Raw genomic sequence first — 15,465 nt, 5'->3', positions numbered from 1 at the left:
CAGGGCCAGGGCCCGGGTTCGTGCTCGGACCCGTCGTGTCGTGGTCGCTCATACCCGGTCCCCCACTCTCAGCTCGGTGCTCTCACGTCGTCGTGCGCCTATCCACGCCTGGACCAGGAGCACCGCGCAGGCCAGGACGAGCAGACCGGCCGAGGGGAGCGCCAGCGACCAGGGGTCGGCGTGCAGGCCCAGGCCGAAGTCGACCGGGGCGAGGTCCTGCGGGCCGCTGCCGAAGGTGAGGGCGCGCAGGTCCACACCCGGTCCCAGCAGCGGGATCACCGCCAGGCCGACGAGTACGCCGCCGACCGCCGCGAGCAGCACCTGCGGCAGCATCTCCAGCAGCACCAGGCGCTGGGACTGCGCGCGGGTCATGCCCATCGTGCGCAGCCTGGCCAGCAGCGTGGTGCGCTGCGGGGCGGCCTGGAGCAGGGACAGCAGCAGGGCCAGGGCGCTGTACACCGCGCCGGCGGCGACCGCCGCCAGGTAGATGTCCCGCGCGCCGTGCTGGAGCGGGGTGTCGGTCAGCGCCGCGCGCTGCTCGCCGCGCAGCAGCACGGTGACGTAGGTGGTGCTCTCGCGGGCGGCCTTGTGCAGGGCGGGGCCGTCGATGTGCGCGCCCGGGGCGTTCATCGCGAGCAGCGTGGTCGGCTCGGTGTACTGGTCGTACGCGGCCATGTCCGGGTGCACGCGGTGCAGTTGGGCGGCCGAGACGATCATGAACGCGGCTCCCGGTGCGGCCGGCGTCGCCGGCAGGGTCGCGGCGGCGCTGATCTCGACCGCGCCGACACCCGTGGTGATCTGCGTCGGACGGCCGGCCATCCTGCGGGCCAGGTCCGGCGAGACCACCGCGGGCAGCGGGCCGTGCCCGTCCCAGCGGGCGTAGGCGGCGGCCGGGAAGGCGGGCAGGCCGGCGGCGCGGGTGATCGCCGCGTAGCTCGCCGGGTCGACGATCACCACCGAGTAGGTGGAGTCGAAGGGCGGGGTGGGACCGTTCGGCTCGACCCGCACGGTGACCAGCCGGCCGACGCCCGGCACCTTCCGGACCTGCGCCGCCAGCTGCGGTGAGAGCGCGAACCGTGCGTCGATCCGGGCGTCCGCGCCCACCGTGGCGGCCGCCGCACGGTCCCGGCCGTGGTCGATCCCGGCGAGCACCGAGCCGCCGAAGGAGGCGACGGTCAGCGACACCAGCAGCGCCAGCAGAGGCAGTTGGGCGGTCGCGGGGGAGCGGCCCGCGCGGGCCAGGCCGAGGTGGGTGACCGCCCCGCTGAGCCGCGCGGCCGGGCGGGCCAGCACCCGCAGCGGCATCGGATAGAGCCGCAGCAGCACCAGGGCGGCGGCCACCGCGACCAGCACCGGCGCGGCGGCCAGATAGGGGTCGTCGCCGCCGTCGGTGCCGCGCTGCCGCAGCGCCGCCACCGCGCCCGCCACGAGGACGGTGACGGTCAGTTCGAGGACGAGGCGGCGCCGTGAGGGCCGGGCGGCGGCGAGGTCCTCGCGGCTCGCCGGGCGCGGCCTGCGCACCGTCCAGGCGGCCCGCAGCGGCAGCGCGAGCACGGCGATCACGGTGACCAGCGCGCCGAGGGCCACCGCGGTGGCCGCGCGGTCGGTCGGCAGCAGGAGCAGTGCGAGCGCGGTGCCGAGGACGCCGCCGGGCACCGCGGCCGCCGCCGTCTCCGCGGCGAGCCGGCGGGCGATGCCGCGCAGCGAGCCGCCGCGGGAGCGCAGCAGAGAGATCTCGACGCGCCGCCGGTCGGCGGCCAGCCCGCCCGCCATCAGCAGCACCGCGAAGGCCGTCGTGCCCACCCCGACCGCGGCGACCAGCACCAGCGGCGAGGCCGCCGCCCGGTCCCGGCTGAAGGCGCCGAGGAGGGTGCTCGCGCTGCCGCCGACGGCGACCGGGGTCCCGGTCCTGCGCTGGAGCGCGACCGAGTCGGGTCCGCTGTCGAAGGACGACAGCTCCTTCTGCAGCGCGGGCACCTGGTGCGCGCTGAGCCGGTCGACGTCCATCGGGTGGTGCCAGTACAGCGAGATGCCGCCGCCGAGCACCGGGAAGGTCATCGCGGTCGTGCGGTCCACGAGCACGGTGAAGTACCAGTACGTCTGGGGTGCTTCGCCCGGAGGCGGCGGCGGCGCGTGGACGAGGGGATGCAGCAGGTCGGGGTCCTCGTTCCACCACGGCGAGGCCGGGTCGAGCGGCGCGACGATGCCGGACACCCGCACCGGCAGCGGGACCGGGCTCAGCTGCGACAGGTGCACGGTCTGGCCGACCTTCAGGTGCAGCACCTGCGCGGTCTTCTCGGTGACGACGCCTTCGACGGTGCGCGGCCGCTCGCCTTCCTGGGGCGGCGCGGCGGGCTGGGGCAGCCGGCCCGCGACCACCCGTACGTGCCCGGCGAGCCCGGCCTGCGCGATCAGCGACGCGGCCGGGTCGTTGGGGCTGGTGCGGGCCAGGCCGGGATCGGGCACCTTGGCCTCGCCGGCCGTGCGCACTCCGTAGACCGCCTGGCCCTTGAGCAGGCTCAGCGGCGGTCGTACGAGGCTCTGGAAGGTCCGCTCGACCTGGTCGGAGCCCACCGGGTCGAGGGAGGTCTGCTCCAACGGGTCCGGCTCGTAGGAGTCGAGCAGCGTGACGCCGCGCTCCCTGAGGTCGGCGTGCCGCAGCGACTCGCGCAGGGCGTGGTTCTCGTAGCGGTCCACGCCGCGGGGGAGAGCGGCGGCGAGGAAGGCGGTGGCCAGCACCAGGGCGAACAGCGCGAGCGCCGCGGCGGGCGCGGTCCGCAGCCGGACCCGCACCCACGCGAGGCCCCCGCGCCCGCCCTCCGCCTCCGGCCCGGCCGCCTCGCGCCCGGCGTCGGCCGCGGCCTCGGGCCCCGGCTCGCGCCCCGGCCCGTGCTCTGTCCCTCGCTCCGGATTCTGCTCGTCGGTCATCTCAGTCCTCCCCCTGGCGGCGCAGCGCGGTGGCCGGGTCGCCGCGGCGTAGGGCGGTCGCCAGGACCACCAGGAGCGGTACGGCCACGACGACCGCGAGCAGTTCTGCCAGCCGGCCGGGCGGGAGTTCGACGCGCAGCTCCGGGACGGGTCTGGCCGCCTGGGCGGTCAGCACGATCAGCGGGGTGACCATGCGGGTCAGCAGCGCGCCCAGGACGATGCCCACCGCCAGGGACACCAGCACCAGCAGGCCCTGCTCGGCGGCGATCATGCGGGCGAGTCTGCGGCGGGGCGCGCCGAGCGCGCGCAGCACCGCGAACTCGCCGCTGCGCTCGCGGACCGCGCCGACCGCGGACACCGCGAAGCCGACCGCGGCCAGGACCGACGCGGCGATCACCGCGGCGGGCAGCGCGGACTGCGGGCCGGCGCCGAGCGGGTCGGCGCGCAGCTCGTCCGCGGTCTCGTCGCGCACCAGCAGGGTGTCGACGTCGGTGCGGGCGCGCAGGGCGGCCGCGACCTTCGCCGCGTCGCCGGGCCGTGCGGCCACCCACCACTCGCTGGGCTGGAGCGGCAGCGCGTCCTGCCGTTCGAGCAGCCGGTCCACCGCGCGCAGGTCGAGGACGAGCGCGCCGGCGTCCTTGACCGCGTCGCCGCCGGCGGCGGCGTCCGCGCCGGCGAGGCCGGGGTCGGCCGCGGAGGGGTCGCCGGTCAGTCCCGGGCCGGTGCCGGGCAGGGCGTGGACGGCCGCCGTGATGCGCACCGGGATGTCCACGCCGGACAGCTGCACCTTCACCATGCCGCCGACCTTGGCGCCGACGGCCTTGAGGTAGGAGTCGGTGGCGACGCCCGCGATCGGCGGCGGCGCCGGTGCGCGCGGCCGCAGCCGTACGGTGACGCTCGGCGGCTGGTCGTAGGCGTGGGGGTCGATCTTCTCCGAGCCGGTGGTGTAGGCGACGGCGAGCAGCGTGCCGCCGGTGGTGCGCGGGGCGCTCACCTGGGGCTGCACCTGGTCGGGCAGGCCGCCGAGATCGGGGTTGTCGAAGGACGAGCGGGCCTCCCACGGCTCACGCGGGTCGGCGGCCAGGTCCCGCACCGAGCCGTCGGCGGCGGTCACCCGGGCCGAGCGCAGGGTGAGCAGGTGGTGCTCGCTGACGCCGGGCAGCGAGTACACCGCGTCGACGCCCACCAGCCGCACCGGTCCGGCCGGGGCGCCGCCCGCGGTGCCGATCTGGGAGCCGAGGTCCAGGACCAGCCGGTGCGGGGCGCCGTCCGGCGGCAGGTCGCCGAGGACGAAGCCGTACGCGGCCCCCGCGCCGTCCACCACGGTCGCCACGAGATGGTCCTCGCCCGCGCTGCCCGGCTGCGGTCGTCCGTCCGCGCCGACGGCGCTGAGGGTGGCGGTGAACGCCACCGTCCTGGCGCCCTGCGGCAGCGCGAAGCCGGCCGGGTCGGCGGCCCTGCCGGCCCGCAGCGGCGCCAGCAGCGCCGCGATCGGCCGCCCGTCGGTCAGGTCGGAGCGCAGCTGCATCGCGCGGCCCGCCTGCCGGGTGTCGACGACCAGCGCGGTCGCCTCCCGCTGCTGGGTGAGCAGCAGCTGCTCGCGGGTGGCGGGGGCCGCCGCGGCGACGCCGGGGACCGAGGCGAAGATGCCCGCCTGGCCGAACGGCGGCGTCGTCATGCCGGTCACCCGCACGTCGGAGCCGACCGCGAACTGCGCCTGGTCGCGCTGCGAGCGGTCCCAGCTCGCGCCCTGCCCGATCGCGAACATGCCCATCGCGACGGACAGCACCAGCAGCATCGCCGCCCCCGCGCCGCGCCGCGGCCGCCGCGACAGCTGCCAGCCGGCCAGGGCCAGCGCGAGGCCGCGGCCGCGGGCGGCCCGCCGCTCGCCGAGCCGGGCGGCGAGCGGCAGCAGCCGCAGCACCAGGACGGTGCCCGCGAGCAGGCACAGCGCGGGCGCCGCCACCAGCACCGGGTCCACGCCGAGGCCGCCGCTCGCCTTGGTGCTGAGCGTGCCGCTGCCGGACGCCCGGCGTTGCAGCTGCCAGTAGGCGACGCCGGCGATCACCAGCAGGCCGAGGTCGCCGCCGGCCTGGAGCGCGCCGGGCAGCGCGCCGCGCCTGGCGCGGGCCGCCCGCTCGACGGCGTAGGCGCCGCCGGACCGCACCGCGGGCGCGGTCACCGCGACGGCGCAGGCCAGTGCCGCGCCCAGCGCGACCAGCCAGGCCGCGGCGGCGCTGCCGTCGCCCAGACTCACCCCGGTGCGGGCCATCGCGCCGGTGCCGGCGAGCAGCCGTGTGACGGGTCCCGCCAGCAGGGGCGCGGCCACCGCCGCGGGCACCGCCAGCAGCAGCGCCTCGGTGGCCGCGAGCCGGCCGACCCGGGCCCGCGAGCCGCCGCGGGCCCGGAGCAGCGCGGTCTCCCCGGCCCGCTCCTCGGCCAGCAGCTGCGCCACCAGCAGCAGCGCGAAGGCCGCCAGGATGACCAGCTGGAGCGCGCCGATGAGCAGCGTGGAGCGGGTGACGAGCATGCTGCGGCGCAGCGCGTCGATCAGGCCGGGCAGCGCGCTGGTGGTCTGCACCGACGCGGTCGCGGAGCCGTCCTTCAGGTCCTGCACGGTCTGCCCGACGCTGTTCTCCAGCGCGTCCATGCCGCTCGCCGAGGCGTGCCGGAAGTCGCCCTGCGCCTGCCACGCCATCGCGGCGGCGGCCACCCGCCCCGAGGTGAAGTCGGCGGGGTCGACCAGCATCGGCCCGTACGTGGTGAACGCGACGGTGTGCACGCCGCGCCCGCCGAGCGGGTCCAGGTGCCAGTACGGCGACGCGGGGTCGGCCGGGCGGTAGACGCCGGCGACGCGGACGCGCAGACGGGGGCCGCCGAGCCGGTTCGTCAGCTCGATCGTCCGGCCGGGGGCGACCTTCAGCGCCTGCGCCGCAGCCAGCGGCAGCGCGGTCTGCACCTCGGCGCTGCCCGGAGCGGCCGGCGCCGGCCACGATCCGGAGACGAGCGTCAGCCGGGACCGGTCGAAGGTGGCGAGCAGGGTCAGATCAGGGTCGCCGCCGCGGGGCGCGCCGGCCGGCCGCAGCGCGAACGGCAGCCCGTAAGGGCCCGACCGGGTGGTCCCGTGCACCTGCGTGGGCAGCCCGGCGAAGGAGCCCGCCAGCCGCTCGCGCACGGCGGTGTCGAGCGCGGAAGCACCAGATTCGGACACGTCCGCCTCGACCTCGACGGTCGCGCGCGCGGCGTCCTGGTGCTGGAGGGTGCGGCGCAGCGCCGCGTCGCCTATCGCCCCGGTGAACGCGGTGAAGGTGGCCAGCACGCTCGTGGTCAGCACCACGGTGAGCAGGGCGGCCGCCAGCAGCAGCCGGTGGGCGCGGACGCGCAGCAGTACGAACCCTGTCACCGACGCTCCCCCCATTTGCCCGCTGACCGGATGCTCTCAAACGGACGAGCGAGAGGAGAACGGCGGGAAGACGGTCGCAACGCGATCGTGACCGACCGCGGGGCGCGGCGAGGAAGCGCTTTCCGGGCGGCGCCGGGTGGCTGGAACACGACGCCCCGCGCCGTGCCGGGACCGGGGCCCGGTCAGCCAGGGGTGTTGACCATGGACGCGGCCGCGTAGACCAGGTAGTCCCAGAGCTGCTGCTCATGCTCCGGCGGGAGGGCCAACTCGTCGACGGCCGCGCGCATGTGGCGCAGCCAGGCGTCGTGGGCGGCCCTGTCGACCGTGAAGGGGACGTGCCGCATGCGCAGCCGGGGGTGGCCGCGCTCGTCGCTGTAGGTGCGGGGGCCGCCCCAGTACTGCATGAGGAAGAGGGTGAGGCGCTCCTCGGCCGGACCCAGGTCCTCCTCCGGGTACATCGCCCGCAGCTCGGGGTCGTCCGCGACGCCCTGGTAGAAGCGGTGCACCAGCCGGCGGAAGGTCGGCTCACCGCCGACCAGCTCGTAGAACGTCTGCTGCGGAAGCGAGCCGCGCCGGATCTCAGTCACCCCACCATCGTCGCAGACGCGGTGGCCGAGGACCGAAGTCGTAGGTCCTGGCGGCCGGGAGCAGGATGGACAGATGGGGGAGCAGGATGGAGACATGACCGGACCCGCGGACGGCAGGGAGGACGACGAGCGCTGCCGGGTGGCGGCGCGGGCGCTGCGGGCCCGCATGGTGCGGCGCATCGTGGCCGGCGGCGGGCTCACCGATCCGGCCTGGCGGGCGGCGTTCGCCGAGGTGCCGCGGCATCTGTTCGTGCTCGGCTACCCGCCGGACGACGAGACGCCGCAGTGGGCGGGCGGCGACCTGCGCGGAAGGCTGCGGGGGCTGTCCGGCGCGTACGCGGACCGGCCGATCGCCACCCACGTGATCGGCGGCGAGCTGGTCTCCTCCAGCAGCCAGCCGTCGCTGATGGCGCTGATGTGCGAGGCGCTGCGGGTGGCCGACGGGCACCGGGTGCTGGAGATCGGCGCGGGCACCGGCTACAACGCGGCGCTCCTCGCCCACCGGCTCGGCCCCGGCGCGGTGACCACCGTGGACCTCGACGCGGAGATCACCGACGCGGCCCGCGCGCACCTGGCCGCCTACGGCACGCCCGCCGCCCGCTCGGTGGCCGTCGTCACCGGGGACGGCGCGCTCGGCGTCCCCGACCGGGCGCCGTACGACCGGATCATGGCGACCTGCGAGCTGCCGCTGATCCCCGCGGCCTGGCTGGAGCAGTGCCGGCCGGGCGCGCTGCTGCTCGCGCCCTTCGCGACCGGCCTGGTGCTGCTCACCGTGCACGGGCCGGGGCACGCGGAGGGACGGTTCCTGCACACCCCGGCGTTCTTCGTGCCGCTGCGCGGCGCGGCCGGGGGCGGCGCGCACGGCGGGATCGGCGAGGAGCTGTTCGGCCGGGGGCGGCACCCGGACCGCAGCCGCTTCGGGATGACCGTGGCGGACGGCCGCCAGTGGGTGTGGCTGGACGACCCCGACGGCCCGGACGTCTGGGACGTCACCTCCGCCGCGCGCTGACCCCGGCCCGGTGGCCCCGCGGACCGGTCAGGCCCCGCAGGCCGGTCAGGACGCGGACCCCGCCTCCCACACCGACGCGTCGTGCGCGAACAGCACCCGGCGCGGATCGAACTCCAGCAGCCGGGCCGGCCAGCCGTCCGGCTCCGGCAGCGGTGGCAGCGCGCCCTCGGCGGCGGCGGTCGCGGCGAGCCGGGCCGCGGCGAAGTCCGAGGCGGAGGCGTGGGTCTGCCCGGCCAGGATCACCGTGCCGCCGGGCCTGCGCACCACCAGGGACTGGTGGCCCGCGGTGTGGCCGGGGGTGGGCACGATCCACAGGCCGGGGCGGATCTCGGCCTCGCCGGCCAGCTCCTCGTACCGCGCGCCGGGGAAGCCGACGAGCGGCTCGGGGGTGTGCTCGCCGGCTCTGACCAGGGCGAGTTCGGCGGCCTGGGCGAGGATCGGGGTGCGCGCGAAGAGCGGGTTGCCGCCGATGTGGTCGAAGTGCAGGTGGCAGTTGGCGACCAGGGTGATCTCGTCGGGTGCCACGCCGGCCGCGGCGAGTGCCTCACGCAGCGGGCGGCGGTGCGGCCGGTAGTGGGCGTCGGTCTCCTCGTCGGCCTCGCCGATGCCGGTGTCGAAGAGCAGCAACTCCCCGCCGTGCCGCACCAGGTAGCCGAAGGCGGGCTCCACCCGTGGCCTGCCGTCCGCGGTCTCCGCGCCCGGCCGGACGAACCAGCCGAGGTCGAGCCTGCGCAGCGCGGGCGCGGTCGCGGCGCCCATCAGGCCCGCCGCAGGGTGATCGTGGTCCACGCGCCGACGTGCACCCGGTCGCCCTCGTCGAGCGGCACCGGGGTGTAGGGGCGGATCGGGTCCTCGCCGAGGTTCACCGTGGTGCCGTTGGTGGAGTCCTGGTCGACCACCGCCCAGGTGTCGTCCGGCTGCCGGACCAGCACGGCGTGCTGGTGCGAGACGCCGGGGTCCTCCGGCGCGCGGGCCAGGTCGATGTCCGGCGCCTCGCCGGTGCTGTGCCGGCGGCGGCCGATGGTGATCTGGTTGCCGGTCAGCGGCAGCCGCACCTCGGGCGAGAAGGCCGGGAAGTACAGGCCCTCCGCCTCCGGCCCGCTGCGGGCCATCATCGCGGTGAAGTACTCCCGGTCCGCGGCGATGACCGCGACCCAGGCGGTACGGGAGACCGGGCCCGACAGGCCGGCCGAGTCCGGTCCGGCGACGGACGTCCCGGCGCCCGCGCCGGCGGGCCCCGCGCCGCCCTGCGCCGGCGACGGTAGGGGGGACGTGAGCGGATCGGCGGCGGGCGCGGCCGGTCCGGCGAGTCCGGTGGCGGTGGCCGGGGCGACGGGCGGCGCGACGGTGTGCGAGGGGGGTGGCGCGGCCGGCGGCGCGCTGTGCGCCGACGTCCCGGCGGCCGGCTGCACGGGCTGGACGGGCCGGGACGGCGGGTCCAGCAGGAAGTCGCCGGACCCGGAGGTGACCGTCACCGACTCCGAAGGCACCGGCTCCGCGGGCCGGTTGATCTGGGAGGGCCTGGAGCGCTGCGACTCGTAGCGCTGGTACGGCGGGAAGCCGGGCGCGGTGGGGGAGGGCGGCGGACCGCCCGGAGCACCGGGTCCGCCGGGTCCGGTGGGCGCCACCGTCGGCGAGTGGGTGCGGAAGTTGTACCGGCACTCCTCGCAGAACAGCGCCGCGCCCTCGCGCGGCGTGCCGCACTGCGGGCAGACCTCCGCGACCGCCGCCGGGTCGGCCTCGTACCCGGAGCCGCCGTAGCCGGGCGGCGAGGGGGAGGACGGCGGGGCGGAGGACGGGGACGTGGAGGAGGACGACGCGGACGACGGCGGGCGGGACCCGTAGGTCGACGAGGGCGCGGCCATCCGCATGCCGCAGATCTCGCACCAGTCGTCGGTTCCCGACTGGTGGCCGTTCGGACACATCGGCATGCTGCCGGCTCCCCCTCCGCCCGCCGGGGCGGGTCCACAGGTGTGGCGCGGAACGTACGTACCCGTCCGTACCCGCCCGTTACTTCTTCACGCGCACGGTCTTCGTCGACCGCGTCTCCAGGGTCATCTCGTCGGCGTCCGCGACCCTCGCCTTGAGCCGCACAGTACCGCTCGCCGCGTCCACGACGTCGACGACTTTCGCCAGCAGCTTGGCGGTGTCGGCGTTGCCCGAGGCGCTCGCCAGCTGCACCGCGCGGCCCAGCTTCGCGGTCGCGCCGTCCAGGTCACCTGCCTTGCGGGCCTCCAGGCCCTGCTGGATGACCTGGGCCAGCTCGGCCTGTCCCGTGTAGTGCGCGACCTGCGGGCTGATCCGGGTGGAGGAGGCCATGTCGTCCGTCCACACCGCGCGCACCAGACCCTGGCCGAGCACCCGCGGGGCGCCGTCGGGCTGCGGCAGCACCAGCGACAGCCGGGCGGCGAGCATCTCCTGGCCCACGCCCGCGGCCGGCACGCGCACCTGCACGTGGTAGTCGCGGGACTCGTCGCCCCACGAACCGGTCGGATAGTCGCCGGCCCGCGGCCCGGCCTCGGTGCGGCGGGCGGTGAGGTCCTCGACGGTCGGCGCGACCTGCTTGACGAAGGCGATCTCGGAGCCCTGCGGGGTCCACAGCCGCAGCGCCACGTCCGCGACCTCCTTGCCCATCGCGTTCTCCATCATCGACTGGAAGTCCGCGGCCAGGCCCTGCGGGTCGGCGACGATGTCGACCGAGCCGAGCAGCGCGGAGGCGATCCCGGTCAGCTCCTTGACCTCCCAGTCGGTGCCGACGCCGCGCGCGTCGCAGGTGAAGCGGCCGGCGCAGGAGTCGAGCGCGGCCTGCAACTCCTCCGGCTTCTCGTGCTCGTTGCGGCCGTCGGTGAGCAGGATGCCGTGCCGTATGGACACCTCCGCGCCGCCCAGCAGCCGGTCGGCGAGCCTGAGCCAGGTGCCGATGGCGGTGCCGCCGCCCGCGGTCAGCTTGCGCAGCGCCTGCTTGGCCTGCGCGCGGGTGGCGGGCCCTGCGACCGCGAGCGCGCCGTTCGCCGGGAACACCTCGCGGGCCTGGTGGGTGCCGGCCACCACGGCGAAGGACACCCCGTCGCGCAGCGCGTCGATGGCGACAGCGGTGGCCTCCCTGGCGCCGCGCATCTTGGTCGGCGGGTACTCCATCGAACCGGAGCAGTCGACCATCAGGACCACGCCGGCGCTCGGCCCGCTCTGCCCGTCGGCCGGCCGCCCGCCGGAGGTGCCGCCGCCCGTGGAGGTGACGGTGACGATCGCGTTGACCTCGCGGCCGCCCTCCGGCAGGAACTCGTTCTGGTAGACGTCGACCGAGAACTGCGGCACGTTCGACTTCGAGAAATTGGCCATCGCTTACCCCTGCGCTCCTTGTGCCCTTGCCCGTACCGCCCCCCGGCTTCCCCGGAAGCATCAGGTGGCGGGTGGGAATCCTGCCCGTGACACGGCGGCCGGGAACGGCAGCACCGCGACCGTTACGTTGTCGTGGCCGCCGCCGTCCAGCGCCAGGCCCAGCAGGGCGCGGGCGCTGTGCAGCGGCCGGGTGCGGGCGTCCGGCGGGACGGCCTCGGCCATCTCCGCGGCGGACTCCGCGTAGTTCCACAGTCCGTCGGTGCAGACCACGATCACACCGGTCCCCTCCGGCTGGAAGGCCGCGACGTGCGGGTCGACCTCGACCGCGTCCGCGCCGAGCCAGCCGGTGATGGCGTGCGCCCGCTCGTCCGCGTACGCCTCCGCCTCCGTCATGAGCCCGGCGGCGACCATCCTGGCCGCCCACGAGTCGTCCTCGGTCAGCCGGGAGGAGGGCAGGCCGCGGTCGTCGGGAATCCAGTAGGCGCGGCTGTCGCCGATCCAGCCGACGGTGAAGACCGGGCCGGTCACGACCGCGCTGACGCAGGTGCAGGCGGGGGAGTTGTGGTGCGGCGGGGCGTCCGGGTCCTCCTCCGCGGCGAGCGCGACGACCGCGTCGAAGGCGGCCATCAGCGCGGTGCGCATGGCCTCCTCGGGCGGGGCGCCGCGCTCCAGCGAGGCGAGCAGGGAGTCGCTGCCGGCCGCCGCGGCGGCGGCCGAGGCGTCGTCGGGCCGGTAGGCGGTGGACACGCCGTCGCACACCACGGCGGCCACCGCGGGGCTGCCGTCCGGCAGCGAGGCCGTGCCCAGCGTGAAGGCGTCCTCGTTGCGGTGATGGCGCAGGCCGCGGTCGCTGACCGCGGCCACCCCCTCCAACTCCTTCTCCTGGTGGTCGCGCTGGCGCGGCTGGGCGTGACCGCAGTGCTCGCAGTAGCCGTCCTCGTCGACGCCGCCGAGCCCGCAGGCCACGCAGACCGGGCCGTCGGCGGTGGGCGTCGCGGGCGCGTCAGGACGACCCGCCGCCGGCTGCTCCCGCGCCTCCTCCTGAGGGACGTCCCGCTCCCGCGCGTCGTCGCGCATCTCCTCGCGGGGGTCGGCGGGCCTGGCGACGCCGGCCAGCACGAGGGTGTCGGAGTCGGCGGCCTGCGGGGGCGCGAGCAGGAAGGCGTCGGTGCTCTCGGCGTCGGCGAGGCGACCGGCGCGACCTGCGCCGGCGGCGTCGTCGGCGCGCCCGGCGTCCGGGCGGCCCGGTGCGGCGGCCTCGGGCGCCGGTTCCGCCGCCCTCGGCGCCGGCGGGGTGCCGCCCGCCCGCCCGGCCGACGCCCCGGCCGCGTCGGAAGCGCCGTCGGAGCCGGCTTCGGAACCGCCCGCGCCTCCCGGCGCCGGCTGCGGGGCGGCCGCGGTCAGGTCGTGACCGCATCCGCCGCAGAAGCGGTCCTCGGCGTCGAGGGGGTCGCCGCAGGACGGACACGCGGCGGAGAGCGTACGGGCCTGGCGGGCCGCGGCGGGCGCGGGGGCCGCGGAGCGGGCCGACTCGGGCAGTGGTGGCATGTGTTACACCCAGGTCCTGGGGCGGAAGCGGTTGGCGCGCTCCACCAGTTCGATCCTCGTACCGCCCTGCTGGGCCAGCCGGGCCAGCACCCGGTACGAGCGCTCCAGGCCGAACCGCAGGCCGCGCTCGGTGAGTTCGGCGCCGAGCAGGTGCCGGCCGCCGTGCGTCGACGGTACGCCCGCGGCGGGTCCGCCGGCCTCCCCGACACGGCCCGCGAGCACCCAGTCCAGGGCGCTGCCGAGCACCTCGGTGGCGAGCTGCTCGCGCCGGTCGGCGTCGAGTCCCTGCCGTTGCAGGTCCTCCACCTGCCGGGCGGCGGCCCGCAGGTCGTCCAGCAGCGGGTCGGCGGGCGCCCGGTCGCGCAGCCGGGCGCGGATCGCCGCCACCCGGGCCGCGGTGTAGTGGATGGAGGACTCCGGCACCGACTCCAGGGCGCGCACCGCGCCGGCCCTGTCGCCGGACCGCAGCAGCACCCTGGCCAGTCCGAAGGCCGCGCTGACGTAGCTCTGGTCGGTGGTCCACACCAGCCGGTAGTACTCGGCGGCGTTGTCGAGCTGGCTGAGCACCTCGGCGCAGATGGCGAGCCCCAGCTTCGGCGCGGGCTCGCCGGGGAAGGCGTCGTACACCGCGTCGAAGCTCAGTGCGGCGGCGCCGTCGTCGCCCGCGCAGAGCGCGGCGAGGCCGCGGTGCCACACCACCCGCCAGTCGGCGGTCGCGTCGTCGTCGGCCTCCAGCTCGGCCAGCGTCCCCAACGCGTCCTGGTGCTGGCCGAGTTCGAGCCAGGCCCGGACGACGCGCAGCTGCTTCTCCACCGAGTCCTGCGGCGCCGACCGGAGGGCCGCGACCAGTTCGGCCGGCGCGGCGGCGGAAAGGCCCGCCAGGAAGCCCGCGTTGGGGTCGGCCGGATCGACGTGCGGCACCGGCAGCGCGAGCACCGCGGCGACCGGGTCGAGCCGCGAGACGACCGGTATCGACGGCCCCCAGGCGCCGGCGGGCCCGGCCGGCGCGGGGGCGCGCGCCGCGAGGGCGGGCGCCGCGGTTCCGGGGACTCGTCTGCGGGCCTGCCGCTCCAGCGCCCTGTCGGCGCCCAGCGCCGAGGTGTCGCCGGTCACCGGGCGCACCAACGCGGTGTCGACGACGCGCAGTTCGGGGCCGAACAGGGTGGAGAGGGCCGGCCGCGGCCGTCCGGTCTCCAGCGCGACGACCTCGCGCAGCACCCCGAGCAGCTGGTCGGACATCTCCTCGGCGGAGGCGAACCGCTTGCCCGGGTCGGGGTCGGTGGCCCGCACCAGCAGCCGGTAGAAGGACTCGTAGCGGGAGAAGACCTCGATGTTGCCGGGGTCGGGCAGGCTGTCCACGAAGACGTTCGTGTAGCCCTGGAAGTCGAAGGTCAGCACGGCGAGCGTACGGGCCACCGTGTACAGGTCGGAGGCCACCGAAGGCCCCACCTCGGCGACTTCGGGCGCCTGGTAGCCGACGGTGCCGTAGATCGCCGACTCGGTGTCGTCCATCCGCCGCACCGCACCCATGTCGATGAGCTCCAGCCGGTCCTCGGTCTGGATGGCGTTGTCGACCTTGAAGTCGCAGTACAGCAGGTTGCGGCTGTGCAGGTGGCCGAGCGCCTCCAGCGCCTCGATGGCGTACGCGATGGCCTGGGCGACCGGCAGCGGTGCGCGCCTGCCGTCCGGTGTGCGCCGCTCGTTGGCGATCTCCTTCATCGACTTGCCGCCGACGTAGGCCATCACGATGTAGCCGTCGAGGGTGCCGGTGCGCTGGTCGAGGTGCTCGACGAAGTTGTAGATCCGGACGATGTTGGGGTGCTCGATCTCGGCGAGGAAGCGGCGTTCGGAGACGGCCGCGGCCAGCGCGTCCTCGTCGCCGGTGTCCAGCAGGCCCTTGAGCACGACCCAGCGGTCGGACACCGCGCGGTCCACGGCCAGGTAGATCCAGCCGAGCCCGCCGTGCGCCAGGCAGCCCACCACCTCGTACTGCCCGTGCACGATGTCGCCGGCCCGCAGCTTGGGCGTGAAGGAGTACGGGTGGCCGCACTTGGTGCAGTAGCCCTCGGTGCGTCCCGGGCGGTCGCCGCGACTGCGGCCCACCGGTGCGCCGCAGTCGCTCCTGCTGCAGTAGCGCTTTCGCTCGGGCACCTCGGGGTCGGTCAGCACGGCGGCGGCCGGGTCGGGTCGCGGGATCGGCGGTACGGAGACCAGGCCCGCGCCCAGCTTGCCGCGGGTGGGGCCGCTGCCGCCGGCGCGGCCGCTGCGCACCGAGACCGAGCGTCCGGCGCCCGCGCCGGTCAGCGCCTCGGACAGCCGGCCCGAGACCGAGCGGCGCGAGGCCTGCGAGGTGGACCGGGAGGAGCGCGAGGTGTGGCCCGACGAGGACCGCCCCGAGTCGGCGCTGGCGCGCGCCGAGGGAACGGCGGGCACCGGGGGCGCGACGCCGGACGCGGCGGCCGTCAGCGGCGCGAGGCCGCAGGTGTCGCAGTACAGCCCGCCGTCGCCCATGTCCTCCAAGGTCCCGTCGCAACCGGGCCGTTGGCACTTGCTCACGGTCTCCCCCTCAGCCTTCCCCTGCGGTGCCGGTGGTCCTCGTCGCGGATGCGGGTCCGGATGTGCGTGCGGATACGGGTACGGATGTGCGTGCG

General features: G+C 76.6%; 9 protein-coding genes. 1 reads left to right on the top strand and 8 read right to left on the bottom strand.

All coding sequences use genetic code 11. The features are described from left to right. Window positions 1-48 precede the first annotated feature (48 nt). From V2S66_RS08725 to V2S66_RS08715, 3 genes are all read right to left on the bottom strand, one after another. Complete coding sequence (locus V2S66_RS08725) at window positions 49-2,928, bottom strand: FtsX-like permease family protein (RefSeq protein ID WP_330793978.1); 2,880 nt, start codon at window positions 2,926-2,928, stop codon at window positions 49-51. 1 nt (window position 2,929) lies between these two features. Next, window positions 2,930-6,331, bottom strand: coding sequence for an ABC transporter permease (locus V2S66_RS08720; RefSeq protein WP_330793977.1), 3,402 nt, complete (start codon window positions 6,329-6,331; stop codon window positions 2,930-2,932). Between the two features lie 182 nt (window positions 6,332-6,513). Further along, entirely contained in the window at window positions 6,514-6,918 is a 405-nt protein-coding gene (locus V2S66_RS08715) for a globin (RefSeq protein WP_330793976.1), read from the bottom strand. A 94-nt stretch (window positions 6,919-7,012) separates the two neighbouring features. Here V2S66_RS08715 and V2S66_RS08710 point away from each other — a divergent pair, with 94 nt between their 5' ends. Then, a complete protein-coding gene (locus V2S66_RS08710; RefSeq protein WP_413966335.1) occupies window positions 7,013-7,927 on the top strand; it encodes a methyltransferase domain-containing protein in 915 nt (304 codons plus the stop codon). A gap of 45 nt (window positions 7,928-7,972) precedes the next feature. On the opposite strand, the gene V2S66_RS08705 is transcribed toward V2S66_RS08710, so the two are convergent. The 5 genes from V2S66_RS08705 to V2S66_RS08685 form a co-directional block, all read right to left on the bottom strand. Then, entirely contained in the window at window positions 7,973-8,686 is a 714-nt protein-coding gene (locus tag V2S66_RS08705; RefSeq protein ID WP_330794169.1) for an N-acyl homoserine lactonase family protein, read from the bottom strand. Further along, window positions 8,686-9,858 carry an FHA domain-containing protein gene (locus V2S66_RS08700; protein ID WP_330793975.1) on the bottom strand — a complete coding sequence of 391 codons (1,173 nt, stop codon included), beginning with the start codon at window positions 9,856-9,858 and terminating at the stop codon, window positions 8,686-8,688. The genes V2S66_RS08705 and V2S66_RS08700 overlap by 1 nt, the downstream gene beginning before the upstream one ends. A gap of 79 nt (window positions 9,859-9,937) precedes the next feature. Further along, window positions 9,938-11,266: a vWA domain-containing protein gene (locus V2S66_RS08695; RefSeq protein WP_330793974.1), complete on the bottom strand. Its 1,329-nt coding sequence runs from the start codon at window positions 11,264-11,266 to the stop codon at window positions 9,938-9,940. A 60-nt stretch (window positions 11,267-11,326) separates the two neighbouring features. Then, window positions 11,327-12,814: a protein phosphatase 2C domain-containing protein gene (locus V2S66_RS08690; RefSeq protein WP_330793973.1), complete on the bottom strand. Its 1,488-nt coding sequence runs from the start codon at window positions 12,812-12,814 to the stop codon at window positions 11,327-11,329. 3 nt (window positions 12,815-12,817) lie between these two features. Beyond that, a complete protein-coding gene (locus tag V2S66_RS08685) occupies window positions 12,818-15,325 on the bottom strand; it encodes a serine/threonine-protein kinase (RefSeq protein ID WP_330794168.1) in 2,508 nt (835 codons plus the stop codon). Between the last annotated feature and the right edge of the window lie 140 nt (window positions 15,326-15,465).

The organism is Actinacidiphila polyblastidii, assembly GCF_036353415.1.
Taxonomy (GTDB): domain Bacteria; phylum Actinomycetota; class Actinomycetes; order Streptomycetales; family Streptomycetaceae; genus Actinacidiphila; species Actinacidiphila polyblastidii.
Note: the sequence above shows the minus strand (reverse complement) of the source record. Positions and strands in the feature narration are given on the sequence as shown.

What these genes read in the sequence shown, in the direction of transcription:
- V2S66_RS08685 (WP_330794168.1), bottom strand. Translation starts at nt 15,325, where the DNA reads ATGGGCGACGGCGGGCTGTACTGCGACACCTGCGGCCTCGCGCCGCTG.
- V2S66_RS08700 (WP_330793975.1), bottom strand. Translation starts at nt 9,858, where the DNA reads ATGCCGATGTGTCCGAACGGCCACCAGTCGGGAACCGACGACTGGTGC.
- V2S66_RS08725 (WP_330793978.1), bottom strand. Translation starts at nt 2,928, where the DNA reads ATGACCGACGAGCAGAATCCGGAGCGAGGGACAGAGCACGGGCCGGGG.
- V2S66_RS08695 (WP_330793974.1), bottom strand. Translation starts at nt 11,266, where the DNA reads ATGGCCAATTTCTCGAAGTCGAACGTGCCGCAGTTCTCGGTCGACGTC.
- V2S66_RS08690 (WP_330793973.1), bottom strand. Translation starts at nt 12,814, where the DNA reads ATGCCACCACTGCCCGAGTCGGCCCGCTCCGCGGCCCCCGCGCCCGCC.
- V2S66_RS08710 (WP_413966335.1), top strand. Translation starts at nt 7,013, where the DNA reads ATGACCGGACCCGCGGACGGCAGGGAGGACGACGAGCGCTGCCGGGTG.
- V2S66_RS08705 (WP_330794169.1), bottom strand. Translation starts at nt 8,686, where the DNA reads ATGGGCGCCGCGACCGCGCCCGCGCTGCGCAGGCTCGACCTCGGCTGG.